This window comes from Polaribacter sp. Asnod1-A03 (genome assembly GCF_045063585.1).
Classification (GTDB): domain Bacteria; phylum Bacteroidota; class Bacteroidia; order Flavobacteriales; family Flavobacteriaceae; genus Polaribacter.
Genome location: NZ_JBEFOE010000009.1, coordinates 2,131,880 through 2,156,848, shown reverse-complemented (window position 1 = coordinate 2,156,848; position 24,969 = coordinate 2,131,880). Strand labels below are relative to the sequence as shown.

Sequence of the window (24,969 nt, the reverse complement as noted above, 5' to 3'; positions counted from 1 at the left end):
TTTTATTATTTTTTTTAGTTAATTCCAATTTAATATTTTTTTGAAATTGTAAGCTTCTGGATTTGGTAAATATTTTTTTGCTGCTTCATAATCTTTCTCTTTAATGTAAAAAAGATTTTTTATAAACAATTGTGCCATATCAGAATCTATATCAACCAACCTAGGCGGAATTTTACCTTCATTGTCTTCAAAATCCTTTAAATATAACGGCATTATATCACCATTTGAATTTGCACTTACGATGCAACCAGAAACACCTTGATCAAACAATTTTTTAACACCAATACCTAATAAAGTACATAGTGTTAAATCGAATGCAATTGGCTTACAACATCTTAACTCATACCCAAGTTCTACAGGTCTAGATTTAATTTCTAACCTGAGTTCTTTTAATTTAACCTGTAATAAATAGTTGAATATATGCGATTTACTTACATTTCCTAATTCTGGATGACCATGATCATCATAAGTAAAATTAATTCCAGAATTTATAATTTCATCTTCTTCCATAAAATGAAAAACTCCTTCACTGACTAAAGCAACACCATACTCAATACCTTGAATTTTACATTTTACAATCGATGAGATAATCATGTTAATGATTTTTTCGAATGTAATTTTGCTTTTATTAAACATTTCAGGAATAATCATCATTTGGTAATGACATGCAGAAGCAATACCAAATGCTAAGTGTCCTGCAGAACGCCCCATAGCAGCAACTACAAACCAATTTTCACTTGTTCTGGCATCTTCATAAATTGTGTTACCAATACGAACCCCTTCGTCTTTAGCTGTATGAAAACCAAAGGTTGGGTTTCTGTCTGGCAACGGTAAATCATTATCAATTGTTTTTGGAACATGTACATGCGTCACATCCAAATTTTGACTATTTACGTATTTTGTTAATCTATTTGCCGTTGATGCGGTATCATCACCACCAATAGTAACCAATAACTTTACATTATGTTTCTTAAAAAAATCTGCTTTAAAGTCGGTGTCTTTTGGTTTGTACCTACTCATAATTAAAGTAGAACCCCCTAAACTAAAAATACGATCTGCCCGATGAAAATCAAAAAAGACTAATAACGGATTATCAGAAAGCAACCCTTTATATCCGTGATGCACGCCTATAACTTCATAACCATCTTTTAAGAATGTTTTAGCTAATGTACTTATTACTGTATTTATACCTGGAGCGGGTCCGCCACCACACATAATTGCAATAGACTTTTTCATATATTTTAAAGGTTTAATTAAGACTACTAAATAAATAAACCTACAAGAAATTTGCTAAACTATATTTAGCAACACATCTTGTAGGTTCTTTTATAAATTTATGTCTGCTTAATTATCTAGCAACTCTACCAGATGCATCACCACCCATTAATTTTTCTACCTCAGCAACAGTTGCTAAGTTAGCATCACCTTTAATAGTGTGTTTTAAACAAGATGCTGCAACAGCAAAGTCTAATGCATTTTGATCATCTTCTGGGTATTTTAATAATCCGTAGATTAAACCTCCCATAAATGAATCTCCACCACCTACTCTATCTACGATATCTGTAATTTGGTATTGACGTGTTTGGTATAAAGTTGTACCATCAAATAAAACTCCTGCCCATGTGTTATGAGATGCAGAAATAGAACCTCTTAAAGTAGTAATTACTTTTTTAGCTCTTGGAAATTTTTTCATCATTTGCTCACAAACTGATAAAAATGCTTCCGCTTTTACGTTATGTCCTTCTGTTTGTACAGAGATCCCTTCTGGTTTGATACCAAAGTGCATTTCTGCGTCTTCTTCGTTACCTAAAACGATATCACAATAAGAAGTTAATTCTGTCATTATTTTTTCTCTGTGAGCATCGTCACAAAATTTCCAAAGCTTAGCTCTATAATTTAAATCTGTAGAAATAGTAATTCCTTTTGCACTTGCAGCTTTTAAAGCCTCTAAAGTTACATCTGCAGCTCCTTGAGAAATTGCAGGGATAATACCTGTCCAGTGAAACCACTCACAACCTTCAAAAACAGCATCCCAATCAATCATACCAGATTCAATTTCTGCAATTGCAGAATGTGCTCTATCGTAAACTACTTTAGAACCTCTAGATACAGCTCCTGTTTCTAAGAAATAAATTCCTAAACGATCTCCTCCGTACACTATTTTATCAACTCCAACACCTCTTTTACGCATTTCCATCATTGCACAATCACCAATATCATTTTTTGGTAAACGTGTTACGAAATCTACATCTACTCCGTAATTAGCTAATGAAACAGCTACGTTAGATTCTCCACCTCCATAAACAGCATCAAAACTATTTGCTTGAGAAAATCTTAAAAATCCTTGAGGAGCTAATCTTAACATGATCTCTCCAAATGTTACTACTTTACCCATTTTAATTTTATTTAAACTTTTTTTAAGTTAATTGATTAAACGTTTAAGCAATTTTTACCATAAATTAAAAAGACCTTATTTATTAAATATTATTAAGAGTTTTTAAAAAATCGTATTACCTTTGCTTTAACGATTAAGCAAAGATATAATTTTTTTTATTATCAAAAAGAAAACCACTATAAAAGATATTGCAAATGTTTTAAACATTTCTCCTGCAGCTGTCTCTAAAGCACTTCATAACGACTCTCGCATTAGCGAAAAAACAAAAGAGGCTGTTAGACAAGTAGCTAAAAACCTAAATTATCAACCAAATTACTTAGCAAGTGCTTTAAGAAGCGGAAAAAGCAAATTAGTTGGGGTAATTGTACCTAGAACAAATAGCCACTTTTTTTCTTCTGTAATACAAAACATAGAAGAAGTTTTAAATAAAGAAGGATATAATATAATTATCACACAATCTAACGAATCTTACAAAAAAGAATGTGATAGTATAGATACCTTACTATACACACAAGTGGATGGTATTATTGCATCTATGGCAAACCAAACAGTAGATTTATCTCATTACGAAAAAATTAAATCAAAAGGAATTCCATTAATAACCTTTGATCGTGGAGAAAATGATTTAAATGTAGATTATATTGGTATTGATGATTATAATAGTAGCCAATTAATTGTAGACCACCTTGTAGAAGAAGGTTGCAAAAGAATTGCACATATTGGAGGTTTTAAACGTACTAGAATTTTTAATAATAGAATTAGAGGATATATAGATGCATTAGAAAGACATAATTTACCTATTTGTGATGAGTTACTGATAGAAAGTAACCTAACCATTGATGATGGTAGAGAAAAAATGCAACAATTATTAAATTTAAATAATAGACCAGATGCTGTTTATGTTGTTGGTGATTATGCTGCTTTAGGAGCGCTACAAGTTTTAAAAGAAGAAAACATTAATGTACCAAACGAAATTGCTTTAGTTGGTTTTGGTAACGAACCTTTTAGTGCTATGGTAACACCCTCTATAACAAGCATAGAACAACATAGTAAAGAAATAGGTAGACAAGCTGCTCTTACTTTTTTAAAATATGTTAATAGCGATGAAAAACAGACTTTATCTAAACAAATTCTTGATGTAGCACTTATTAAAAGAAATTCTTCTATTAGAAATAAGAACTAAACTACCCTAAGTTCAAATATTTAGTAATTATTTTTCGAGTAAAACAATATCAAAACCTGAATCGATAATTATTTTCCCATCCATTACTTCTGTTTTTTGTTTAGAATAAAAATCCGTTATGGTTTGTCCGTTCTCAAAAACGGAAGCTACATTTATTTCTTTTTTTCCTTTTGATAAATTAATCCATCTGTAAGACCAAATTACCATCTGTTTTTAAATAGTTTTCTAGGTTTGCCTAACAAATTACTAAATGAGTAGTAAAAGATAAGACAATTAATCAACCTTTGCCTGATGTTAGTATTGTGGTACAGCTACTGTAAACGATTTTGATGGAAATTTTTCTATCGATAATATAAAAACAGGAGATGAACTTGTTTTTAATTATTTAAGATATACAACTAAAAACTTTACAATTCGTACCGGTTTTAATTGAACAGTTGTTATTTCTAATAAAAGAGTTGCTTTACAGCAACTCTTTTATTTTTTTTACAGTTTCTGTAATTTCTTCTTTGGTTGTAAACTTAGAAAAAGAGAAACGTACAGAAGTATTATCAGCATCATTTTCATCTAAAATTTCTGCAAGCACATGAGAGCCAATGTTACTTCCACTTTGGCAAGCAGAACCTCCAGAAACAGCAATTCCTGCCATATCTAAACTAAATAGAAGCATCTCATTTTTTACAGGAAAACACACATTTAAAATAGTATAACTGCTTTTATCTAAATCAGAAGAACATCCATTAAATTGAATATCATTAGAAATATTTTTTAGTTCATAAATAAAATAAACTTTTAAGCTTTCTATATAATTTTTGTCTTTTTCTAAATTGTTATAAGCAAGTTGCAATGCTTTTTCCATACCTAAAATACTATGCACATTTTCGGTACTAGATCTTGCGCCTCTTTCTTGATCTCCACCATGTAACATGGGTAAAATTCCAAAACCCTTTCTAAAATAAGCAAAACCAACACCTTTTGGTCCGTGAAATTTATGGGCACTTGCCACAATAAAATCAATAGGAGTATTTTTTAAATCCATTGAATAATGGCCAATTGCTTGCACAGTATCTGAATGAAATAAAGCATCGTATTTTTTACAAATGCTACAGATTTCATCAATAGGTAAAATAGTACCAATTTCATTATTTATATGCATTAAACTCACCAAAGTTTTATGTTCTGAACCTGAAAGTAATTTTGCTAAATGAATTAAATCTACACTCCCAAATTCATCAACATTTACAAAATCTAATTGTATATTTTGTGTTTTTTCTAAAAACTCACAAGTATGTAAAACTGCATGATGCTCAATTTTAGTTGTAATAATTTGTTTTACCCCTAAATTTAAAACAGCATTTTTTAGAATTAAATTATCGGCTTCTGTACCACCAGCGGTAAAAACAATTTCGCTAGCAGTTACATTAAAATGTTTGGCAATGTTTTTTCTAGCAGTTTCTACAGACGATTTTGCTTTTCTACCAAATTGATGTGTAGAAGACGGATTACCATAATTTTCTATCATAGATGTATTAATCACTTCCTTAACTTCTTCATCTATCTGTGTAGTTGCAGCATTGTCTAAATAAATTGGCTTCATCATTTAAAAATATAATTAAATTTAGTTTTGATAAACATAAACTTCCGTAGCTCCAAGTCCGTATTTTTTATAAGAGGCATCGTAGAATTTTACATTATATTTTTTAAGTAAACGTACAAGTTCAGATTTTAAGACCCCTTCTCCTACTCCATGAATAAAAACGATTTTAGAAATCCTTTTAGATACAGCAAAATCAATTTTCTTTTTTGCAACATCTAATTGCAGATTTAACATATCGTAATTATCCATATTTCTTGTAGATCTTGTTAACTTATTAATATGTAAATCTACTTCTAATACAACTTCATTTTTATGTTTTTTAAAAAGACTTTTTTTAGACTGATTTTCGTTTGCTTTTTCTTTTAATAAGGCATTATTAATATCAGAAAACTTAGTTAATTCGTGTTGATCGATTTCAATTTTCACTAATTCTGATTTATCAAATCTATAAATCATACCATCAGAAGTTTGTACAGTAATATTTTTACCATCTACTTCTACTACTCTTCCTTTTAAAACATCGTCTAAAACCGCTACTTTATCACCAATTTCTATACGCATTCTTAACATTGAATTAATTTACCTAAACTACGAAGTTAGTATTTTGGGACAAAAATAATAATGATGAGTATGACTTCCACTATTTCTACAGAGAAATTCTTTTTAAATGCATTTGATAAAACATTTTTAAATAGTGAAAGAAGAGACCTATTACTTAAAATTTCACATCAAATTTCTGAAGAATATAATAATCAGGGATTTGTTAATTTAAATTTTATTTGCACTCATAACTCTAGAAGAAGTCAAATGGCACAAGTTTGGGCATTTTTTGCTGCTCAGTATTTTAATTTAAATATTGGTAGTTTTTCTGGAGGTACAGAAGTAACTTCCTTTAATAGAAATACTATAAAAACATTGCAAAAAGCAAGTGTTAAATTTCAATTAGACGATTTCTCTCATCAAAACCCAAAATATATTATTTCTTTTAAAGGAATCTCTAAAACTATTTTAGGTTTTTCTAAAAGATATGATCATCCAGAAAACAAAACTCCTTTTATAGCGATAACAACTTGTGATAATGCAGATGCAAAATGCCCTTTTATACCAGAAGCAATGTATCGATTTCATCTTCCTTTTGATGACCCAAAATCTGCAGAAGGAACGGAATTACAAAACAAAACATATTTAGAAACAAACGAGCAAATAGCTGCTGATGTTTATTTTATATTTTTAGAAGTTAATAAAAAAAGATGCTAAACTTCTAAATCTTTATCATAAGGGATTCTATTTAAAATGTGGTTTATTACATTAACCCTAGCTTCTGTTTTTCTATTAGCTCTAATTATTTTCCAAGGAGATTCTTTAGTATTTGTTTTTTCAAACATTGCATTTTTATACTCCGTGTATTGATCCCACAAATCTTGCGCTTTTTCATCTAACTTGGTCATTTTCCATTGTTTTAATGGATCACTTTTAATATCCGCAAAGCGTTTTGCTTGTTCTTTCTTAGAAATAGACATGTAAATTTTTACCAAGTGAATACCAGATTCTAAAATCATCCTTTCAAAATCATTTACTTGATTCATAAATATTTTATATTCTTCTTGAGTACAAAAGCCATTTACAGGTTCTACAACAGCTCTATTATACCAACTCCTGTCAAAAAACACCATTTCTCCTGCTTTAGGAAACTGCTCTACATACCTTTGAAAATACCATTGAGTTTGCTCATCTTCTGATGGTTTTGGTAAAGCTACAATTCTCATATGACGTGGGTTAATACGTTCTGTCAATCTCCTAATCGCTCCACCTTTACCCGCAGCGTCTCTACCTTGAAAGACTATAATAATTCTCTCATTATTATTAATAGCCCAAGTTTGCAAACGAATAAGTTCTACTTGTAAACTCTCTAATTTTTTTAGATAATCTACATATCTTATGGCTCTATCTAAACTTAAAGGCTCTTTTGTTAATAATGATAATAAACCTTTCTTTGAGTTTAGTTTTTTTAAGTTTTTAGCTGATAATTCCTTTTCCATAATCAATTAATCTACATTAGAGTTAGACCTGTAATAACGCATCACCACATTAGGGTCTGGATTTAAAACTGTTTTAGCATCTTCTTTTCCTTCATAATCAAATTGAGACAAAACATGCCTAATAGCCTCTAACCTTGCTACTTTTTTATTATTTGTCTTAATCATCATCCAAGGACAATAAGAAGTATGTGTTTTAGAAAACATTTCTTCTTTATAATGCGTGTATCTATCCCAAAGTATTTGACCTTGTTTATCTACAGGACTGAATTTCCATCTTTTTAATGGATTTTCTTTTCTTCCTTCAAAACGTTTTAATTGTTCATCTTTAGTAATAGAAAGCCAAAATTTTATAATAATTAAACCATCTTCATACATCATATGTTCAAACTCCGGCACTTGTACTAAAAATTCTTTATACTGAGATTCTGTACAAAACCCCATTACTGGCTCTACAACAGCTCTATTATACCAACTTCTATCAAAAAAAACAATTTCTCCAGGATTTGGTAGCTCTTTTATATATCGCTGAAAATACCATTGTCCTTTTTCTACTTCTGTAGGTTTATTTAAGGCAACTAATCTACTTGAACGAGGATTCAAATGCTCCATAAATCTACGAATATTACCTCCTTTACCAGCAGCATCTCTACCTTCAAAAATAATAGCAACCCGTTTATTATTAGCCGAAACCCACCTTTGTAACTTTACAAGTTCTACTTGTAGTAACCTTAACTCTTCGTTATATAAAAGTGTATCTTTAACTTTCTTAAAAATCGAATTTTTCTCTTCTAATAGAGCTAATAAATCCTCTTTGCTTTTTGCATTTAGAAAGTCCTCCGCACTTAATCCATCTTTAGTCTCCATTCAATATAATTAGTGCTCTAAAATAACTATTTTTTTATTAAATAAACAAATTAAATCTTTTTTTAAGCAACTTCTTTTATATTTGCTAAGTATGAAAAAAAACAGTTTAATTTTCTTTTTATTTATCTCTTCTTTTCTAATTTCTCAAGAAAAATTTTCTAAAGAAATAAGCTTTACTACAGATAATGACTTATACGTATCCATAGTAAAAGACAGATATTATACCAGTGGTATTTTTCTTAGTTATAGGTTTCTTTCTAATACTAAAAAACCATCTTTAGAAAAGAAAATAATAGCATGGAAATTGGCTCAAGAAATGTATACCCCATACAAAGCTACTGCTCCTATAATTTCACTTCATGACAGACCATTTGCAGGGTATTTATATGCTAGCTATGGTATTCTTAGAGCTTATAAAAATAACAAAATATTAAACACTTCTTTTCAACTAGGTAGTATTGGTAAAAATGCTTTTGCAAAAGAAACACAAAATTTGATACACAGTATTTACGGTTATAGAGAAGCTACCGGCTGGGAATATCAAATAAAAAATGCCATTGCTCTTAATTTTAATGCAACGTACCTTAAAACAATTTTACAGACAGAAAATAATTATTTAGATATTACTTGGACTAATAATTTAAACATTGGTACGGTTTACACTAATATTTCTACAGGCTTTAAGACTAGAATTGGTCTTAGGCCTCTGCAAAAAATGATTAATTCTATTGCGTTTAACACAAACTTAAACAATAGCAAAACAAACTACTACAGAGAAATTGAGTCTTTTTTCTATATAAAACCAAGCGTTCGTTACGCAGTATATGACGCTACTTTAGAAGGTAGTTTTTTAAATGATTCTAGTGAAGTAACCAATACAATAAAACCTATCGTTTTTAACCTTGAAGCTGGTTTAATGTTTACTTCTAAACGTTTTAATTTTGGATATGCCTTTATTTACAACACTCAAAAATCAGAAGGCTTAAGATATACAAACGGACAAAGTTATGGGAAAATTACAATTAATTATCTATTACATTAGGCATTAAAAAATTCATCTTTAAATCCTATTAAATATAATTTTTCTTGAGCTCTTGTTACCGCAGTATATAACCATCTAAAATATGCTTTAGAAACCCCTTCGGGTAAATATGGTTGTTCTATAAAAACAGTTTTCCATTGTCCTCCTTGAGATTTATGACAGGTAATTGCATAAGAAAACTTAACCTGTAAAGAATTGAAATACACATTCTTTTTAATTGCTAAAAACTGTTTAAATTTTGATTTCTCATGCGCGTAATCTTCTTTAACTGCCTGATACAACCTATTAGACTCTTCGTAGCTTAAAGACGGACTTTCACTTGATAAAGTATCTAATAACAAGACTGTTTCAAAAGGTTGCATTTCTGGATAGTCAATCATTCTAATTTCTACTTCTGCAAACTTAAAACCATATAATTCTTTGATAGAAAATATTTTTAAGACTTCGCAAATATCTCCATTTGCAATAAAACCTGCTGATGAAGATTCTGGCAACCAAAAATAATTATTCTTAACAATCATTATATAATCGCCTGCAGAAATTACATTTTCTTGTCCACGAATTTGCATTCTTATTTGCTCGTTGTATTGATTAGCCCTTTTATTAGACCTTACAATAAAAGCAGTATCTTCCACTCCGCTGTTATCATAAGCAGAAACAATAGCATCTTCTATATCATAGCCATCTTCTAACCTTATAATATCCGGAAAACCAATATCAAATTTAAAATTTGTCGCATCATTTTGTATTAAAAATCTTAATAAAGTAGCATTTGCTAAAATACCAGAATCTTTATGTTGACGCATTACTTCATCTAACTCAATTTCTGTAACATTTTTAAAAAAATCGTATTGTAAAGTTGATGCTTCTAAAGCAGGACTCACTTCTAATTTTACAGGCGGTAATTGTGCTGTATCACCAATAAAGATTAATTTACATTGATGACCTGAATAGACATAAGAAATTAAATCGTCTAGTAAAGAACGAGAATCAAATAATTTTTGATTTTGTCTAGCATCAGGAATCATAGAAGCTTCGTCTATAATAAAAATAGTATTTCTATGTTTATTAGGCTGAATGACAAAATCTACAGAACCGTTAGCCTGCTTTTTAGGAAAATATATTTTTTTGTGTATTGTAAAAGCAGGTCTTTTAGAATACACAGCTATTACTTTTGCCGCTCGACCGGTTGGTGCTAATAAAATTGCTTTTTTTCCTGCAGAAGGCAAACTATTAACAAAAGCACTTATAATTGTCGTTTTTCCTGTACCCGCATATCCTTTTAATAAAAATAAATCATCTTTATCTTCATTAAAAACAAAGTCACTTAAAAGCTTTAACAACTTGTTTTGCTTTAATGTAGGTGTAAATTGAAATTTTTTAAGTAAAACGGAGTAAAATTCAGGTGTTTTTTTTAACATATAAAAATTAATACAACAAAGATACATTGATTTGTAAATAAAAGTTTTTATCATAAAAAAAAAATTGTAGATTTGCTTAAGACTATTAAAAAAACATAAATTAAAATGGGATTACTCGGAATGATTTTGGCAGCGGTTATCGTTGCAGTGCTATTGGCTATTGTTATAGTTAAATATTTACCATTAAAATTAAGATGGATAGCATCTTTATTGCTTTTGGTTGTAACAGTATTTTTAGTTTATAAAATATACTATGGTATTATGGAGCCAATTATCTTTAATAAAAACAAAGTTGTTAAATACAGCAAAGTTGTAGAAAACTTAAAAATAATTAGAGATGCAGAGGTAAAATATTTTGAAGTAACAGGTAAATATACTAAAGACAAAGCTGGTTTAATCCAATTTATTGATACTGCAAAATTAGCGTTAACGGAAACTAAAACTATTGTTGAAAAAGAAGACAGAGGTGGTGGTATTATTGTTGATGTTGAGAAAAGACAAATAGACACTATCGGTTATGAACCTGTTTCTAAATATTTCACTGGTAAAAACTACAAAGAGATGTTTAAAGTTCCTGGTTTAAATGGAAAAGAATTTGAAATTGAAGTTGGAACAGTAGAAAAAATACAAGGTCTAGTGGTACCAACATTTTATGCATATGCAGAGAAAAAAGAAGTTTTAAAAGGAATGGACGAATCTCTTTTAAAGCAAGAATTAGAAGCAATAGCAACTGATCAAATTAAAGGTGAGTATATTTCTGTAGGTTCTTTAGATGAAGTTACAACTGGTGGTAACTGGCCTCCTTCTTATGACAAGCAAGACGGTGATAATAAAGAATAGTAATATTTCTATTAGTAACACAAAAGATACAAAGTTATCCATCCAATTTAATTTGGATGGATTTTCTTTTTGTATTACAGATATTGTTACCAGAGAGACCATTTATTTTTCGGAATATTTATATGATGAAACTCAAATAAACCCTGAAGATTTAGTTTTAAAAATTGATAAAATTTTTAAAACTGATTTACACTTACAAAAAGATTTTTCTTCTGTATTAGTTATTCATCAAAATAATTTATCGGCACTTGTACCTAATGAATATTTTGTAGAGGATAAACTTTCTGAATACCTAAATTTTAATGTTAAAACGTTAGCTACAGACTTTATTACTTTTGATGATTTAGAATGTATAAAGGCTAAAAACATTTTTATCCCGTATATAAATATCAATAATTATTTATTTAAAAATTATGGAGAGTTTGAATATAAACATCACACTACCATACTTATTGAAAAACTAATAACTATTAACAAATCTGAAGAAAAAACACTTTATCTTAATGTATCTAAATTTACTTTTGATATAATTGTACTTGAGAATAAAACGTTAATCTTTTCTAATACTTTTTCTTTTCAAACAAAAGAAGATTTTATATACTATATCTTATTTACATTTGAACAATTAAAATTAGATGTAGAAAAAATAAAGCTATATTTTACTGGTGATATTGAAGAAGAATCTGCAATTTATAAAATAACATATCAATATATTAGAAATGTTTTCTTTTTAGAAAGTACTAACTCTATTTTTAACAACTTAAACATCTCTAAACATTCTAACATTATACTATTAGGCTCATGAGAATAATTTCTGGAAAACATAAAAGTAGACGCTTATCAGCACCCAAAAACTTACCTGTTCGCCCTACAACAGACATGGCCAAAGAATCTTTGTTCAACATTTTAAATAACACCTATTTTTTTGATAGTATTTCTGTAATAGATCTTTTTGCTGGAACGGGTAATATTAGTTATGAGTTTGCCTCTAGAGGAACAAAAACAATTTATGCTATAGATGCACACTTTGGCTGTATAAAATACATTAATACTACCTCTAAAGAATTAGATTTACCTATAAATACTTTTAAAAGTGATGTCTACAAATTTCTAGAAAAGACCTCTTTACAAACAGATGTTATTTTTGCAGATCCACCTTATGATTTTGAAGAAGAACAATTTTTAAAAATTGTAGATTTAGTATTTTCTAAAAATATTTTGATGGAAGAAGGTGTTTTAATTGTAGAACATTCTAAACATACAGATTTATCTAAACATGAAAAACATAGTTATGACAAGCGTTATGGTGGTAATGTTTTTAGTTTTTTTGAAAATTAATTGGTAGAACACTAAAGAACAGCATAAAAAAACATCTACTAATATCTTAATTTTCTCTTAAGTAATAATAACTTTTTAAAGTATATCTATACTTCCTTTTCCTTCTCTTATTATTTCTGGAGCACCAAGTGTTAAATCTATCACTGTAGAAGCATAATTATCTCCGTAACCTCCATCAACTACAATATCTACTAAGTTTTTCCACTTTTCGAAAATCAATTCAGGATCTGTTGTGTACTCTAAAACATCATCATCATCTCTTATTGATGAAGAAACTATTGGGTTTCCTAAAGACTCTACCAGAGTTCTAGCAATATTATTATCAGGAATTCTAATTCCGACTGTTTTACGCTTTTTAAATGCTTTAGGTAAATTATTACTTCCTGGTAAAATAAATGTATAAGGACCAGGTAAAGCTCTTTTTAAGAGTTTAAAAGTAGGTGAGTCTATTTGCTTAACGTAATCAGACAAATGACTTAAATCATTACAAACAAAAGAGAAATTAGCTTTGTCTAGTTTAATCCCTTTTATTTTGGCAATTTTTTCTAAGGCTTTTGTATTTGTAATATCACAACCTAAACCATAAACAGTATCTGTGGGATAAATTATTAACCCACCGTTTTTTAAAACTTTTACAACCCTATCAACTTCTTTTTGATTTGGGTTTTCATTATATATTTTAATGAATTCTGCCATACCATAAATGTACAAAAACTCAACTTGAAGTATATCAAGTTGAGTTAAGTTTTTTTTAGGGAAGAATATTTAATTACGATTTATCTACCATTCTAAATCCTTCTCCATGGATATTTAAAATCTCCACAGACTCATCTTCTTTTAAATACTTACGAAGCTTTGCAATATAAACATCCATACTCCTTGATGTAAAATAATTATCATCTCTCCATATCTTGGTTAATGCTAACTCTCTTGGCATTAAATCATTTTTATGAATTGCCAACATTCTTAACAATTTACTTTCTTTTGGAGATAATTTTATAACATCTCCGTCTTTACCTACTGATAATTGACGTAATTTAGAGTTAAAGAAAAAGCCACCAATAGTAAACTCAAATTGTTCTGATTCTGTAGAAATATCTGTTTCTTTACGTTGTAAGATTGCTTTAATTTTGTGCAATAATACTTCAGAGTCAAAAGGCTTATTTAAATAATCATCTGCACCAACAGCATACCCTTTTAAAACATCTTCTTTTAATGTTTTTGCTGTTAAGAATATAATTGGCACTTCTCTATTTGTAACTCTAATATCTTGTGCTAAAGAAAAACCATCTTTACGAGGCATCATTACGTCTAAGATACATAAATCATATTCACTATTTTTGAACATGATTAAACCTTCTATACCATCCTTTGCATGTGTAACGTTGTAATCGTTTAATGCTAAATAATCCTTTAAGACTGTTCCAAAATTTGGATCGTCTTCAACTAATAAAATTTTTTTACTTCCCATTGTTATATTTTAAATTAAAGGTAATTTTACTGTAAATATGCTTCCTTTTCCTTTTTCACTTTCTACAAATACCGTTCCGTGGTGCTTATCTATAATTTCTTTTACGTAAGCTAAACCTAAACCATGACCTTTAACATCATGAATATTTCCTTTTTGCTCTCTATAAAATTTTTCAAAAATTTGCTTTTGAACCGTTTTTGTCATTCCTATTCCTTCATCTTTAATCTTAAAAACAAAGTACTTATTTGTTACTTCTGTATAAACATCAATCTTTGGTGAACCCTCAGAATACTTTAAGCCATTTTCTAACATATTGACAATAACATTTGTTAAATGAAATTGGTTACCAGATATCTCTGCTGTTATCGCTTCAAAATGTGTATCTAAAGTTCCTTTTCTATCAGAAATTAATAAACTAACATGAGAAATGGCATCATCTATTATGTCGTGCATGTCAATAGTTTCCTTACTAATTTCTATTTGATTTTTTTCTAATCTAGAAATTCTTAATACATTTTCTACTTGAGAATGCATTCTTTTATTTTCATCTCTTATCATTTGCACATATCGTAAAACCTTTTGACTATCATCTATAATCTTAGGATTCTTAATAGAATCTAAAGCAAGATTAATGGTAGCTATTGGTGTTTTAAACTCATGTGTCATATTATTGATAAAATCTGTCTTTATTTCTGAAAGCTTTTTTTGTCTTATCAACTGATATAAAGAGCTAGAAAAAGCTACGATAATAATAAATATAAAAAGTAAAGACAGTAATAAAACACCAGAAATACCAGAAAGAATATGTTCGTTCTTAGAAGGAAATGTTACATATAAATCATACTCTACTTCTCCATCAGAATTAAAAAATAAAGGATAAGGAAAACTCTCTTTTTTATTAATTGTATAGTAACCAGATTTTAGCTTTGTAGCTAACCCATCTTTACTATACACGCCATACTTAAAATCTAAATAAATATTTTTTTTCGCTAATTCTTCTTTAATTATTGTATTTAACTCCCTATTACTTATCCTTTGATTAATTGGTTTCTTACTTGCTAAATCTTTAAAAACTTCTTTAAATTGTGCCTTCTCTAAACTTGAAAGTCTTTTTGTAAAAGAAAATCTATTTTCATCTGTAGTTGTAAAAATATTATCGACCCCTTTTATTAATCGAGATTGAAAATAATCTTTTTTACCAGAAACTCTCTTATAGATTATAGTATCGTTATCTAAGAAATCTGAAGGTAATTTAAAATTTTCTTCTAAAATTGTTGCTCCATAAGAAAATCGTTCTTGGGTAGCTGTGTCAATTTGTTGAAAAAAATAGTTTTTTATTTGAGCATCATCTGCAACACCTTTCTCTTCAATGATTCCTTCAATTTGTTTTTCGAACTCTTCTTCTTCATTTGTAGTAATTCTCTCGGTAACACTAACTAAAGATTTCTGAACATCATTCTTAAATTGTTCTTGTTTACTGGCCAACGCATCGTTAATCCAAAACACCTGTACAGCAATAATCCCTATTAAGGAAATGCTCATTAAAGCAACTATAAGAATAAACATTTTCTTACCCATCCGTCAAAGTTACGGCTTTCAAAAATTGAAATTATTTTTTTTAACCTAAATTAACAATATAACAGTAAATTTGTGACTTTTTTAACAAAAAAAATGAATTTACTATAAATCACACTCTTTTTTTTGTTAAAATATTATGAATGGTAAAGACCTGAAAGTCAAGGTCTTTATTGTTGAAATTATTAATAACATAGTTAGATTGCAATAGTTTTTTACCCTCTAACCATTGATTATTAATTCTATTTTCTACTTCTTTTTTAACACTACCATCCCTTAACATAGTTCTTTCTATTCTAATGTCTTTTGGTGCAAAAACAGAAATAATAATATCACATTTTAAATTACTTTTACTTTCAAAAAGAATGGCATTTTCATACAAAATATAATCTTTGCCTGAACGTTTATTAAGATAGTCTTTAAAATGTTTTTTTACGACAGGATGTACAATAGCATTTAAAGCATTTAATTTAGTTTTATCTTTAAAAACAATACTTGCAATAAAACTTCTATTTAATTGATTATCTATATAAGATTCTTCTCCAAACAAATCAATCAATTTAGATTTTATCTCAACAGAAGTATTCATTAATTTTTTAGCTTCATCATCTGCACAGTAGATTTCTACTGTTTTGAACTGTTTAAAAATATTTGCTACAGTTGTTTTTCCACTACCGATTCCGCCTGTTAAACCAACTACCATTTATTTATGAATAAGAAAATCTATTTTATTTGGCAAAACCTTATAACTTTTAATCAAATTAGATTTTAGTTCAACTTTTGGTAATAAATAATTAAGATTATTTTCTTCCGCTAACTTATAATCACAGTAAACTCTAAAAAAGCTTTCATCTATTTTATCAAAATTAGAAAGACCAACTACATAGACAATTTCTACTTTTTTATTAAGTGTTGTTAACTCAACTCCTTCAGGAAGGTTTATTATTTCTATTGGCACTTCTATAGATCCTTCTGTAAACCTTTCTACCTTTCCGCTTAGTATTGCTTTTCTGGAGCTAGTTTTTATTTTACTTGAATTACCTGGTATTACAATTTTTAATTCTTTAGAAAAATCTGATTTTACATTTTCTAATTTTAAAAATTCTAATTTAAGATTGCTTATTTTTTCTATTTGGTCTTTTGGCCCAGAAACCACAATACTATCTGGAGTTAATTTTAAATCCTCTGAGTTTTCATAACCAACTTGATATTTAATATTTAAGTTAGGTAATAAAGCTACTTTTTTTGAAGTTAAAGTTGCTAAATTTAGATAAATAGTATCTTGGAGTACTTCCTCTAATTGAATACCAGAAAGAAGTTGATTTTTAATATTACTTAATTGATCTTTTGTTAGAAAATAGTATTTATTTACCTTTTTTCTATTTAACACATTTCCTTTTAAAATAATTTCCTTATTCCTAAATCTAGACCTTAATATATTGTAACCCGAAGCTTGTACTAAAACATCTATTTTTTTTGTTGTTTTGTCCTGTAATAATTTGTCTTGAGGTATATTACTAAAACTCACAGGAAAAGTTAAAGTAACAGAGTAGTCTTTAGAAAGCGTAATTAAAAGCCACATTAAAGTTGAAGCTACTAAAAAACCTATAAAGCTTTTCGATATTTTTTTTGTTTTTCCCAAAATTACAACAGATTTTTATGCAATCTACAAAAAGCATTTAAACAAAAAAAGCGAGCAGTATCAAAAACGATAATGCTCACTTCTTATTCTTTATAATAATATTTTTACTTTTTTATTGGCTCTAAATATTTCTTACTTAATTCCATTGAAATTGCAGAACTTTCAAATTTAATTTTTCCAGCTCCAGTTTCTAAAGTAATTGTATTATCTGTAGAATTCATTTCAACAATTTTACCGTGAATTCCACTTGAAGTAACCACTTTAGTTCCTTTCTTAATTTCTGCTTGAAAAGCTTTTTCTTTTTTTTGTTTTTGCATTTGTGGTCTTATCATAAAAAAATAAAACACAACAATAATTGCCAAGAAAGGTAACATACTCATTAAAGAACCTATTCCTTCTTGTAAAAACATTACAGTATACATATAAATTATAATTTTGATTTTGGTATTACAGATCCTTTTAAAGTTAAGACTTCTCTACCAGATTCTGTATTTGTAGTTAAAGTAACTGTTTTTTGTTGTCTATTTGGCTTACCATTTGTATTAAACCTTACAGATACATCACCTGTTTCTCCTGGCTTAATTGGTGCTTTTGGCCAAACAGGAACTGTACAACCACAAGAACCAGTTGCATTAGTAATTACTAAATCAGTTTTACCAGAATTTGTAACCTTAAATACTGTTTCTACTACTTCTCCTTCATTTACAGTACCAAAATCATAGATTTTTTTATCTAAAGATATTAATGCAGTTCCTTTTTTGATTTCCATATCTCTAGAAGCTGCTTGATCTAGATTCTCTTTTTTAATTATTTTTGTTGCATTTCCACCATCTTTACATGCTGTAAAAAAAGATGCACTAATTACTAAAGCTAATAAAATTGTTATTTTTTTCATTGTGATGTTATTTTGTGTAAAAATAATAAATTAATTACTTTAAACAATCTTTTAAAGCAACCCTCTACCAATTTTAACTATTTTATTATTATTTATAAACTCTTTAGAAATTTTATCTAAAACTCCATTTATAAAGTAACTACTCTTTTCTGTAGAGTAATCTTTAGAAACTTCAATATATTCGTTAATTGTAACTCTTGTTGGAATTGAATGGAAATTAAGAAATTCTGATATTGCCATTTTTATTAAAATCATATCAATATCAGCAATCCTATCAGTTTCCCAATTTGGAGTTTTTTCTTCTATAATTTGCTCGTACTCGTTGTTTTTTAAAACTGTTTTCTTAAATAATTTAGACACATATTCTTCATCATCTTTATCTTTATAAAGTTTTCCTAAAACAAAAATAGTATTGTCTTTTTGCTTACTTAGAGTTTTTACTATCCAAGTATTTACAAAAGGGATATCATCAGACCAAGAAATCATTGTATCTTCGTAATACTCACCTAATTTTTCATTTGGTGCAATAATTTCCTTAAAAAAACCTATTACAAAAGCTTTGTCAATTTTGTAAGAATCGTCTGTAGTAGCTAAATACTTTTTGTATAAATTACTACTTTGTAATTGATCGAAAATAATTTTTACATATTCATCATTTTCTTCCCAATTATTTAAATTATTAAGCTCTAAATAACCTTCTACACTAACGCTTTCTGCAATTGTGTTTATTAATTTATTATCAATAAATTTAGTGTTTGGTTTTAAATCTTCTTTAGTTGCTAAAATTTTCTTCTTAGAAAGAGCAATTTTTTTTGCTGCTAATTTTTGCACCTCTACTAGCAATTGTAAATTTAAAACGTATAGGTCATACATTTTTAAGATACTATGTTTTAAAAACTTTTCTTCTTTAATGATATCATCATTATGAGACTGTAACATAGCGTATACAGATTGCATTACTTTAACTCGAATATGTCTTCTGTTAATCATTTTGTAAAGAACTTAAATATAGATTTCGGTGCAAAAATAGTATTATTTTATTTTTATTCTATCAACTTTTAATTCTTTTTTAAGAATTAATTTTATGCTTAATCTTGTATCTTTGTGCTTTCTCTTTTTTAACAAAAAAATAATTTATACGCTTTATAATAATTGTAATTTTATTTTTTTAAAAAATTAATTTTCCTTGAAGGAACTAAGACACGTTAATAAATACTTTTCTAAATATAAATGGCGATTAATAATTGGTCTTTCGATTACTATTTTATCTAAATTTTTAGCATTAAAAATTCCTCAAATAGTTGGTGACTCTTTAAATGTTGTAGAAGATTACCAAAGCGGAACCATCACAGATTTAGAAGAAGTTAATCATCAACTACTTATTAATGTTCTTATTATTGTAGGAGTTGCTATTTTATCTGGGTTTTTTACATTTTTAATGCGTCAAACAATTATAGTTACCTCTAGGTTAATTGAATTTGATCTTAAGAATGAAATCTATCAACAATACCAAAGATTATCACTTAATTTCTACAAAAAGAATAGAACAGGTGATTTAATGAACAGAATTTCTGAGGATGTTTCTAAAGTAAGAATGTACGTTGGGCCAGCAATTATGTATAGTATAAATATGCTTGTTTTATTTGCTGTTGGTTTTACACAAATGCTAAGTATAGATGTTAAACTTACCATGTACACCTTAATCCCTTTTCCTTTACTATCAATTTCTATATTTATTTTAAGTAAAGTTATCCATAAAAGAAGTACTATTGTTCAACAATATTTATCTAAATTAACAACGTTTAATCAAGAATTTTTCTCTGGAATTAATGTGGTAAAATCTTACGGAATAGAAGATTCTATTATTAACGATTTTGATGAAATTTCTAATCAAAGCAAAGAAAAAAACATTCACCTTCATAAAGCAAATGCTTTATTTTTTCCTTTAATGGTATTATTAATTGGTGTTAGTAACTTACTGGTGCTTTATATAGGTGGTAAACAATACATTAATAATGAAATTCAAATAGGTACTATTATTGAATTTATGCTTTATGTAAATATTTTAACTTGGCCAGTAGCTGTTGTTGGTTGGGTTACCTCTATAGTTCAACAAGCAGAAGCATCTCAAGCAAGAATTAATGAGTTTTTACAAGAAGTGCCAGAAATACAAAACACAAACACTTCTGTTACTAGAATAGACGGAAATGTTACTTTTAAAGATGTTACTTTTACTTATGATGACACAAATATAACAGCTTTAAAAAACATAAACTTCTATGTAAAATCTGGAGAAACATTAGCTATTTTAGGTAAAACTGGTTCTGGTAAATCTACCATTATAGAATTAATTTCTAGATTGTACGACACAACTAAAGGAAGTATTTTATTAGACAAAACACCTATAAAAGAAGCCAATTTAAACGATGTTCGAAATCAAATTGGTTTTGTACCACAAGACCCTTTTTTGTTTTCAGAGAGTATCGAAGACAATATTAAATTCGGAAAAGAAGATGCTACAGAAGAAGAAATAATTGCAGCTGCAAAAAATGCCGACGTACATAAAAACATTATAAATTTCCCTAACGGATATAAAACGATTCTAGGAGAAAGAGGTGTTACCCTTTCTGGAGGTCAAAAACAACGTGTTTCTATTGCTCGTGCAATTATTAAAAAACCTAAAATTTTAATTTTTGATGATTGCTTATCTGCTGTAGACACAGAAACCGAAGAAAAAATATTATCAAATTTAGAACGAATATCTAAAAACGTTACCACTTTTATAATTAGTCATAGGGTTTCTTCTGCAAAAAATGCAGATAAAATAATTGTTTTAGAAGATGGCAAAATCATACAACAAGGAACTCATAATCAACTAATAACACTAAACGGATACTATAAAGAATTGTACGAACAACAACTTATAGAAAAAGAAATTTAATCTTTATTATTGCTACATAAAATATTTTGTTAGATTTGTTAAGTATAACAAACAAATTATAATTACTATTTTAAAAGGATTATGGCAGAGAGAGCAGAAAGAGTTGAACAAGAAGAAATTTTTTCACAAGTACTTAGAGCAGGAAGAAGAACGTATTTTTTTGATGTAAGAGCAACAAAAGCAGACGATTACTACCTAACCGTTACAGAAAGTAAAAAATTTACTCATGATGATGGTTCTTTCCATTATCAAAAGCATAAAATCTATTTATACAAAGAAGATTTTACCGACTTTAAAGAAATGCTAGGTAAAGCAACTGATTATATTTTAAACGAAAAAGGTAGCGAAGTAATTAGTGAACGCCACCAAAAAGACTTTAAAAAAGAAGACACACCAACAATAGGAGACAATAAAACTACAGATAGTTTTACAGATGTTTCTTTTGACGATATTTAATAGTTTTTTTTGAAAACAAAATTTCATTAAAACTGAATTAAAAAAATCTTAATTCAAATAATTCAATTTACACATTAAAAACCGTTAGTTTTAAACTGGCGGTTTTTTTACTTTTTAAAGATTAAAGTACCCTTTTTATTGTTTTACTTTTAGAAACTGTTTCTTGCCATTCTTTTTTAGCATTACTTTCTTTTGTAATTCCGCCACCAACATAAACAGAAGCTGTATTACCTACAACACTCATACATCTTAAATTTACAAATAATGATGTTTTTTGTATATCTACATTTAATTCCCCTAAAAAGCCAGCATAAAATGTTCTTTTATAATTTTCATTTAGATTGATAAAATTTTTCGCCTTTTCTCTAGGTAAACCACAAACTGCTGGTGTAGGATGTAAAGCTCTAATCAAATCTTTTAGATTAGAATTATTTTTTAAATTACCCGTTACTTTTGTTCTTAAATGCAGTAAATCTCCTGCTTTAATAGTTTCTTTTTTATCAATTTTTAAATCCGAAGAAATTGGTTTCAATTGATTTTCTATAAAATTAGTTACTAATTGTTGTTCTTCTAACTCTTTATTTTGCCAAATAACCTCATCAGAATCATTATTAACTTGAGTTCCTGCCAAAGACATCGTACTAAATCTATTTTTAGAAATGCTTAAAAGAGTTTCTGGTGTTGCACCAAACCATAACCCTACTTTAGGATGATACCAAACATATACAAAAGCATTAGAATATGCTTTTAAAAGCTTTTTAAAAGTAGCTAAAACATTAAAATTACTAAGTAAAACATCTTCTTTTCTAGAAACAACAACCTTTACTAGTTTATTCGTATTAATCTCATCTAGCACTTTTTCTATCAAATGAATGTGTTTTTCTTTTTCTGTAATATCTTTTGTTAAAAAAGCATCTTTTAACTCTAAATCATCATTTAAAATAATTTCCTCTCTAACAAGTTCAGATTTTTCAACAGGAAATAAAACTGTTTTCTCATTACTGTTAAAAGGAGAAAATATAAAACCTGTTTCTTTAAATTCTGATGAAAAATGCAACATATCATCCTTTTGAAAAAAAGATAAAACCTCTTTTATATTTGGTTTTCTATAAACAACAAAAGGCTTGTTACTCTTATAGCTTTTTTCAATTTTATTAAAAATAGTATCCAATATAAAAATTAATTATTTTTTAGTTAAAACAATATTTGTCATTTTAGCTACAGAAATTAAATCATCATTTTCATCTACAATAGTAACTTCCCATAAATGTGTTGTTCTACCTTTATGAATGTTTTTTGCCGTTGCATAAACCACACCTTCTCTTTTACTTTTAATATGATTTATAGATAATTGGATTCCGTTTATAAATTGCTTTTTATTATCAATAAAAAAGTTAGAAGCTGCGCTACCTACACTCTCTGCTAAAGCAGCAGTTGCGCCACCATGTAATTGCCCCAAAGGTTGATGAACCTTAGCATTTACAGGCATTTTTGCAGTTAAAAAATCATCACCTAAAGCAACATATTCAATATCAAGCGTTTCCATTAAAGTACTTTTAGAGCTTTCATTAAAAGCTTTTAAAATAGCATTTGTATCCATATCATTAAGATTATAATGTAAAAGTACGTATAAAAATTTGTATTTTTGCAGCTTAAAAGTTAAACCATTTTATGTACAAAATACGCGTAATTTTAGACTCAAAAGAAGATGTAATTAGAACTATTTTAGTTGATAGCAAACTAAATTTAGAAGATTTACATTTAATTATTGCAAAATCTTTTGGTTTTGGAGGTCAAGAAATGGCTTCTTTTTATAGAACGGATGATGAATGGAACCAAGGTGAAGAAATTCCGTTGTTTAATATGGAAGAAATTGGAGTTGGAGATTCTATGCAAACTTGTATTTTAAATGAAACTTTATCAAACGAAAATGATAAACTAATTTATGTTTATGATTTTTTAAATATGTGGACTTTCTATGTAGAAGTTATCGAAATTTCTAATGAAATTAAAGAAGGTTTACCTCAAATTATTTTAACTGTTGGTGAAATACCAAATGAAGCTCCTGAAAAAGAATTTGTTGCAGAAAAATTAGACACTGATTTTGGTGACGAAGACGATCTAGATAATGAATTTGATAATTACGATGATTTTGATTTTAATAATTATTAATATCTGTGTAATTATTTAACTGGTTATTTTTCTAAATGCTTATATCTTAATAGTTATGATAATAAATTCACATTTGTTTTATCACAATTAAAGATTTACCCAATTCAACAATTCAACATCTTTCTCGTAACAAAATTGTAAATTAGTCGTCTTACATACATAATCGACTAAATCAACTTCTTTGGAAACTATCTTATCTCTTAAAAATCTCGATAAAAAATACGGAAAAGTTCACGCAGTAAACAATCTTTCTTTTGATATACAAAGAGGTAATGTTTATGGAATTTTAGGACCAAATGGTAGTGGAAAATCTACTACTTTAGGTATTATTTTAAATGTTGTAAACAGAACTTCTGGAGAGTTCTCTTGGTTTAATGGGCAATCTACAACACATGAAGCTTTAAAAAAAGTAGGTGCAATTATAGAAAGACCCAACTTTTACCCTTACATGACAGCGGTACAAAACTTAGCTCTAATTTGTAAGATAAAAGGAATTACTACCGATAAAATAGACGAAAAACTAAAAGTTGTAAACCTATTTGATCGTAGAGATAGTAAATTTAAAACCTATTCTTTAGGGATGAAACAACGTTTAGCCATTGCTTCTGCTTTACTAAACGATCCTGAGATTTTAATTTTAGATGAACCTACTAATGGCTTAGATCCTCAGGGAATTCATGAAATTCGTCAAATTATAAAAAGTATTGCCGCTAACGGAACTACAATTTTATTAGCCTCTCATCTATTAGACGAAGTAGAAAAGGTATGTAGCCATGTTGTGGTTATTAGAAATGGAGTAAAATTATATAGTGGTAGAGTTGATGAAATGACTGCTTCTAATGGTTTATTTGAACTAAAAGTAGCTACAGACGAAGAAAAACTAATAACTCTATTAGAAGAACATGTTGCAATCGGTAAAATTACCAAAGATTACCAAACTATAATTGCAACTTTAAAGACACCTATTTCATCTACAGAAATTAATGAATTTCTTTTTAAAAATGGAATCGTTTTATCTCATTTAGTAAAACGTAAACCTAGTTTAGAACAACAATTCTTAGATTTAACTAACAACAACTAATCAACCTAAAAACAAAG

Annotated in this window: 28 protein-coding genes; 10 read left to right on the top strand and 18 right to left on the bottom strand. The window is 28.1% G+C overall.

Translation table 11 applies throughout. From position 1 onward, the window contains the following. Positions 1–18: 18 nt before the first annotated feature. Together ACJJVY_RS09985 and ACJJVY_RS09980 are read right to left on the bottom strand one after the other, a co-directional pair. Positions 19–1,236, bottom strand: a complete 1,218-nt coding sequence (locus tag ACJJVY_RS09985; protein WP_405607673.1) for a 6-phosphofructokinase — start codon at positions 1,234–1,236, stop codon at positions 19–21. Positions 1,237–1,348: 112 nt separating this feature from the next. Then, entirely contained in the window at positions 1,349–2,395 is a 1,047-nt protein-coding gene (locus ACJJVY_RS09980) for a PfkB family carbohydrate kinase (RefSeq protein WP_405607670.1), read from the bottom strand. Between the two features lie 157 nt (positions 2,396–2,552). On the opposite strand from ACJJVY_RS09980, the gene ACJJVY_RS09975 reads away from it, so the two are divergent. Further along, positions 2,553–3,578 carry a LacI family DNA-binding transcriptional regulator gene (locus ACJJVY_RS09975; RefSeq protein WP_405611635.1) on the top strand — a complete coding sequence of 342 codons (1,026 nt, stop codon included), beginning with the start codon at positions 2,553–2,555 and terminating at the stop codon, positions 3,576–3,578. A gap of 27 nt (positions 3,579–3,605) precedes the next feature. Here ACJJVY_RS09975 and ACJJVY_RS09970 read toward each other — a convergent pair whose 3' ends face one another. The 3 genes from ACJJVY_RS09970 to ACJJVY_RS09960 all read right to left on the bottom strand — a co-directional run bounded on the left by ACJJVY_RS09970 (position 3,606) and on the right by ACJJVY_RS09960 (position 5,736). Beyond that, the gene (locus tag ACJJVY_RS09970) at positions 3,606–3,785 is read right to left on the bottom strand and encodes a hypothetical protein (protein WP_405607667.1); all 180 of its coding nucleotides are present in this window, start codon (positions 3,783–3,785) and stop codon (positions 3,606–3,608) included. Positions 3,786–4,041: 256 nt separating this feature from the next. Further along, entirely contained in the window at positions 4,042–5,175 is a 1,134-nt protein-coding gene (locus ACJJVY_RS09965) for a cysteine desulfurase family protein (RefSeq protein ID WP_405611632.1), read from the bottom strand. A gap of 21 nt (positions 5,176–5,196) precedes the next feature. Next, the gene (locus tag ACJJVY_RS09960; RefSeq protein ID WP_405607664.1) at positions 5,197–5,736 is read right to left on the bottom strand and encodes a Smr/MutS family protein; all 540 of its coding nucleotides are present in this window, start codon (positions 5,734–5,736) and stop codon (positions 5,197–5,199) included. 63 nt (positions 5,737–5,799) lie between these two features. On the opposite strand from ACJJVY_RS09960, the gene ACJJVY_RS09955 reads away from it, so the two are divergent. Further along, positions 5,800–6,432: a hypothetical protein gene (locus ACJJVY_RS09955; protein ID WP_405607661.1), complete on the top strand. Its 633-nt coding sequence runs from the start codon at positions 5,800–5,802 to the stop codon at positions 6,430–6,432. On the opposite strand, the gene ppk2 (ACJJVY_RS09950) is transcribed toward ACJJVY_RS09955, so the two are convergent. Further along, complete coding sequence (gene ppk2, locus ACJJVY_RS09950) at positions 6,429–7,214, bottom strand: polyphosphate kinase 2 (RefSeq protein WP_405607658.1); 786 nt, start codon at positions 7,212–7,214, stop codon at positions 6,429–6,431. The genes ACJJVY_RS09955 and ppk2 (ACJJVY_RS09950) overlap by 4 nt on opposite strands. Positions 7,215–7,220: 6 nt before the next feature. Next, the gene (ppk2, locus tag ACJJVY_RS09945) at positions 7,221–8,078 is read right to left on the bottom strand and encodes a polyphosphate kinase 2 (protein ID WP_405607655.1); all 858 of its coding nucleotides are present in this window, start codon (positions 8,076–8,078) and stop codon (positions 7,221–7,223) included. A 91-nt stretch (positions 8,079–8,169) separates the two neighbouring features. On the opposite strand from ppk2 (ACJJVY_RS09945), the gene ACJJVY_RS09940 reads away from it, so the two are divergent. Next, on the top strand, positions 8,170–9,120 hold the full coding sequence (locus ACJJVY_RS09940; RefSeq protein WP_405607652.1) for a lipid A deacylase LpxR family protein: 951 nt from the start codon (positions 8,170–8,172) through the stop codon (positions 9,118–9,120). Here the strand turns inward: ACJJVY_RS09940 and ACJJVY_RS09935 are convergent. Continuing rightward, positions 9,117–10,541, bottom strand: coding sequence for an ATP-dependent RecD-like DNA helicase (locus ACJJVY_RS09935; RefSeq protein ID WP_405607649.1), 1,425 nt, complete (start codon positions 10,539–10,541; stop codon positions 9,117–9,119). The two genes, ACJJVY_RS09940 and ACJJVY_RS09935, sit on opposite strands and share 4 nt — an antisense overlap. Positions 10,542–10,646: 105 nt before the next feature. Here ACJJVY_RS09935 and ACJJVY_RS09930 point away from each other — a divergent pair, with 105 nt between their 5' ends. The 3 genes from ACJJVY_RS09930 to ACJJVY_RS09920 are packed head-to-tail and all read left to right on the top strand — an operon-like array spanning position 10,647 to position 12,719. Beyond that, a complete protein-coding gene (locus tag ACJJVY_RS09930) occupies positions 10,647–11,381 on the top strand; it encodes a hypothetical protein (RefSeq protein WP_405607646.1) in 735 nt (244 codons plus the stop codon). Then, on the top strand, positions 11,350–12,186 hold the full coding sequence (locus ACJJVY_RS09925; protein ID WP_405607643.1) for a DUF3822 family protein: 837 nt from the start codon (positions 11,350–11,352) through the stop codon (positions 12,184–12,186). The genes ACJJVY_RS09930 and ACJJVY_RS09925 overlap by 32 nt, the downstream gene beginning before the upstream one ends. Beyond that, positions 12,183–12,719, top strand: coding sequence for an RsmD family RNA methyltransferase (locus ACJJVY_RS09920; RefSeq protein WP_405607640.1), 537 nt, complete (start codon positions 12,183–12,185; stop codon positions 12,717–12,719). Before ACJJVY_RS09925 ends, ACJJVY_RS09920 begins: the two co-directional genes overlap by 4 nt. 75 nt (positions 12,720–12,794) lie before the next feature. On the opposite strand, the gene ACJJVY_RS09915 is transcribed toward ACJJVY_RS09920, so the two are convergent. The 8 genes from ACJJVY_RS09915 to nusB form a co-directional block, all read right to left on the bottom strand. Further along, on the bottom strand, positions 12,795–13,415 hold the full coding sequence (locus ACJJVY_RS09915) for an L-threonylcarbamoyladenylate synthase (RefSeq protein WP_405607637.1): 621 nt from the start codon (positions 13,413–13,415) through the stop codon (positions 12,795–12,797). 73 nt (positions 13,416–13,488) lie between these two features. Further along, positions 13,489–14,190, bottom strand: coding sequence for a response regulator transcription factor (locus ACJJVY_RS09910; protein WP_405607634.1), 702 nt, complete (start codon positions 14,188–14,190; stop codon positions 13,489–13,491). A 9-nt stretch (positions 14,191–14,199) separates the two neighbouring features. Beyond that, complete coding sequence (locus tag ACJJVY_RS09905; protein WP_405607631.1) at positions 14,200–15,768, bottom strand: sensor histidine kinase; 1,569 nt, start codon at positions 15,766–15,768, stop codon at positions 14,200–14,202. A 109-nt stretch (positions 15,769–15,877) separates the two neighbouring features. Beyond that, positions 15,878–16,468, bottom strand: a complete 591-nt coding sequence (coaE, locus tag ACJJVY_RS09900) for a dephospho-CoA kinase (protein ID WP_405607628.1) — start codon at positions 16,466–16,468, stop codon at positions 15,878–15,880. Further along, positions 16,469–17,407 (bottom strand): CdaR family protein, encoded by a 939-nt coding sequence (locus ACJJVY_RS09895; RefSeq protein WP_405607625.1) that lies wholly within the window; start codon positions 17,405–17,407, stop codon positions 16,469–16,471. 104 nt (positions 17,408–17,511) lie between these two features. Then, positions 17,512–17,829 carry a preprotein translocase subunit YajC gene (gene yajC / locus ACJJVY_RS09890; RefSeq protein WP_405607622.1) on the bottom strand — a complete coding sequence of 106 codons (318 nt, stop codon included), beginning with the start codon at positions 17,827–17,829 and terminating at the stop codon, positions 17,512–17,514. A gap of 5 nt (positions 17,830–17,834) precedes the next feature. Then, positions 17,835–18,302, bottom strand: coding sequence for a DUF1573 domain-containing protein (locus tag ACJJVY_RS09885; RefSeq protein WP_405607619.1), 468 nt, complete (start codon positions 18,300–18,302; stop codon positions 17,835–17,837). 51 nt (positions 18,303–18,353) lie between these two features. Next, a complete protein-coding gene (nusB, locus tag ACJJVY_RS09880; protein ID WP_405607616.1) occupies positions 18,354–19,292 on the bottom strand; it encodes a transcription antitermination factor NusB in 939 nt (312 codons plus the stop codon). A gap of 196 nt (positions 19,293–19,488) precedes the next feature. On the opposite strand from nusB, the gene ACJJVY_RS09875 reads away from it, so the two are divergent. After that, positions 19,489–21,243, top strand: a complete 1,755-nt coding sequence (locus tag ACJJVY_RS09875) for an ABC transporter ATP-binding protein (RefSeq protein WP_405607613.1) — start codon at positions 19,489–19,491, stop codon at positions 21,241–21,243. Between the two features lie 81 nt (positions 21,244–21,324). Next, entirely contained in the window at positions 21,325–21,699 is a 375-nt protein-coding gene (locus tag ACJJVY_RS09870) for a PUR family DNA/RNA-binding protein (protein WP_405607610.1), read from the top strand. A 121-nt stretch (positions 21,700–21,820) separates the two neighbouring features. Here the strand turns inward: ACJJVY_RS09870 and ACJJVY_RS09865 are convergent, their stop codons facing one another. Together ACJJVY_RS09865 and ACJJVY_RS09860 are read right to left on the bottom strand one after the other, a co-directional pair. Beyond that, the gene (locus ACJJVY_RS09865; RefSeq protein WP_405607607.1) at positions 21,821–22,870 is read right to left on the bottom strand and encodes a chorismate-binding protein; all 1,050 of its coding nucleotides are present in this window, start codon (positions 22,868–22,870) and stop codon (positions 21,821–21,823) included. A 12-nt stretch (positions 22,871–22,882) separates the two neighbouring features. Further along, positions 22,883–23,299 (bottom strand): PaaI family thioesterase, encoded by a 417-nt coding sequence (locus tag ACJJVY_RS09860; RefSeq protein ID WP_405607604.1) that lies wholly within the window; start codon positions 23,297–23,299, stop codon positions 22,883–22,885. A 71-nt stretch (positions 23,300–23,370) separates the two neighbouring features. Between ACJJVY_RS09860 and ACJJVY_RS09855 the strand changes: the two genes are divergently transcribed. Both ACJJVY_RS09855 and ACJJVY_RS09850 read left to right on the top strand, forming a co-directional pair. Then, a complete protein-coding gene (locus ACJJVY_RS09855; RefSeq protein ID WP_405607601.1) occupies positions 23,371–23,871 on the top strand; it encodes an IS1096 element passenger TnpR family protein in 501 nt (166 codons plus the stop codon). Positions 23,872–24,052: 181 nt separating this feature from the next. Next, the gene (locus tag ACJJVY_RS09850) at positions 24,053–24,952 is read left to right on the top strand and encodes an ABC transporter ATP-binding protein (protein ID WP_405607598.1); all 900 of its coding nucleotides are present in this window, start codon (positions 24,053–24,055) and stop codon (positions 24,950–24,952) included. The last annotated feature ends 17 nt before the right edge of the window (positions 24,953–24,969 follow it).

Excerpts from the sequence above, each read along its gene's own strand:
- ACJJVY_RS09985 (WP_405607673.1), bottom strand. The coding sequence starts at position 1,236 with ATGAAAAAGTCTATTGCAATTATGTGTGGTGGCGGACCCGCTCCAGGT.
- ACJJVY_RS09980 (WP_405607670.1), bottom strand. The coding sequence starts at position 2,395 with ATGGGTAAAGTAGTAACATTTGGAGAGATCATGTTAAGATTAGCTCCT.
- ACJJVY_RS09970 (WP_405607667.1), bottom strand. The coding sequence starts at position 3,785 with ATGGTAATTTGGTCTTACAGATGGATTAATTTATCAAAAGGAAAAAAA.
- ACJJVY_RS09965 (WP_405611632.1), bottom strand. The coding sequence starts at position 5,175 with ATGAAGCCAATTTATTTAGACAATGCTGCAACTACACAGATAGATGAA.
- ACJJVY_RS09960 (WP_405607664.1), bottom strand. The coding sequence starts at position 5,736 with ATGCGTATAGAAATTGGTGATAAAGTAGCGGTTTTAGACGATGTTTTA.
- ACJJVY_RS09955 (WP_405607661.1), top strand. The coding sequence starts at position 5,800 with ATGAGTATGACTTCCACTATTTCTACAGAGAAATTCTTTTTAAATGCA.
- ppk2 (WP_405607658.1), bottom strand. The coding sequence starts at position 7,214 with ATGGAAAAGGAATTATCAGCTAAAAACTTAAAAAAACTAAACTCAAAG.
- ppk2 (WP_405607655.1), bottom strand. The coding sequence starts at position 8,078 with ATGGAGACTAAAGATGGATTAAGTGCGGAGGACTTTCTAAATGCAAAA.
- ACJJVY_RS09940 (WP_405607652.1), top strand. The coding sequence starts at position 8,170 with ATGAAAAAAAACAGTTTAATTTTCTTTTTATTTATCTCTTCTTTTCTA.
- ACJJVY_RS09935 (WP_405607649.1), bottom strand. The coding sequence starts at position 10,541 with ATGTTAAAAAAAACACCTGAATTTTACTCCGTTTTACTTAAAAAATTT.
- ACJJVY_RS09930 (WP_405607646.1), top strand. The coding sequence starts at position 10,647 with ATGGGATTACTCGGAATGATTTTGGCAGCGGTTATCGTTGCAGTGCTA.
- ACJJVY_RS09925 (WP_405607643.1), top strand. The coding sequence starts at position 11,350 with ATGACAAGCAAGACGGTGATAATAAAGAATAGTAATATTTCTATTAGT.
- ACJJVY_RS09920 (WP_405607640.1), top strand. The coding sequence starts at position 12,183 with ATGAGAATAATTTCTGGAAAACATAAAAGTAGACGCTTATCAGCACCC.
- ACJJVY_RS09915 (WP_405607637.1), bottom strand. The coding sequence starts at position 13,415 with ATGGCAGAATTCATTAAAATATATAATGAAAACCCAAATCAAAAAGAA.
- ACJJVY_RS09910 (WP_405607634.1), bottom strand. The coding sequence starts at position 14,190 with ATGGGAAGTAAAAAAATTTTATTAGTTGAAGACGATCCAAATTTTGGA.
- ACJJVY_RS09905 (WP_405607631.1), bottom strand. The coding sequence starts at position 15,768 with ATGGGTAAGAAAATGTTTATTCTTATAGTTGCTTTAATGAGCATTTCC.
- coaE (WP_405607628.1), bottom strand. The coding sequence starts at position 16,468 with ATGGTAGTTGGTTTAACAGGCGGAATCGGTAGTGGAAAAACAACTGTA.
- yajC (WP_405607622.1), bottom strand. The coding sequence starts at position 17,829 with ATGTATACTGTAATGTTTTTACAAGAAGGAATAGGTTCTTTAATGAGT.
- ACJJVY_RS09885 (WP_405607619.1), bottom strand. The coding sequence starts at position 18,302 with ATGAAAAAAATAACAATTTTATTAGCTTTAGTAATTAGTGCATCTTTT.
- nusB (WP_405607616.1), bottom strand. The coding sequence starts at position 19,292 with ATGATTAACAGAAGACATATTCGAGTTAAAGTAATGCAATCTGTATAC.
- ACJJVY_RS09870 (WP_405607610.1), top strand. The coding sequence starts at position 21,325 with ATGGCAGAGAGAGCAGAAAGAGTTGAACAAGAAGAAATTTTTTCACAA.
- ACJJVY_RS09860 (WP_405607604.1), bottom strand. The coding sequence starts at position 23,299 with ATGGATACAAATGCTATTTTAAAAGCTTTTAATGAAAGCTCTAAAAGT.
- ACJJVY_RS09855 (WP_405607601.1), top strand. The coding sequence starts at position 23,371 with ATGTACAAAATACGCGTAATTTTAGACTCAAAAGAAGATGTAATTAGA.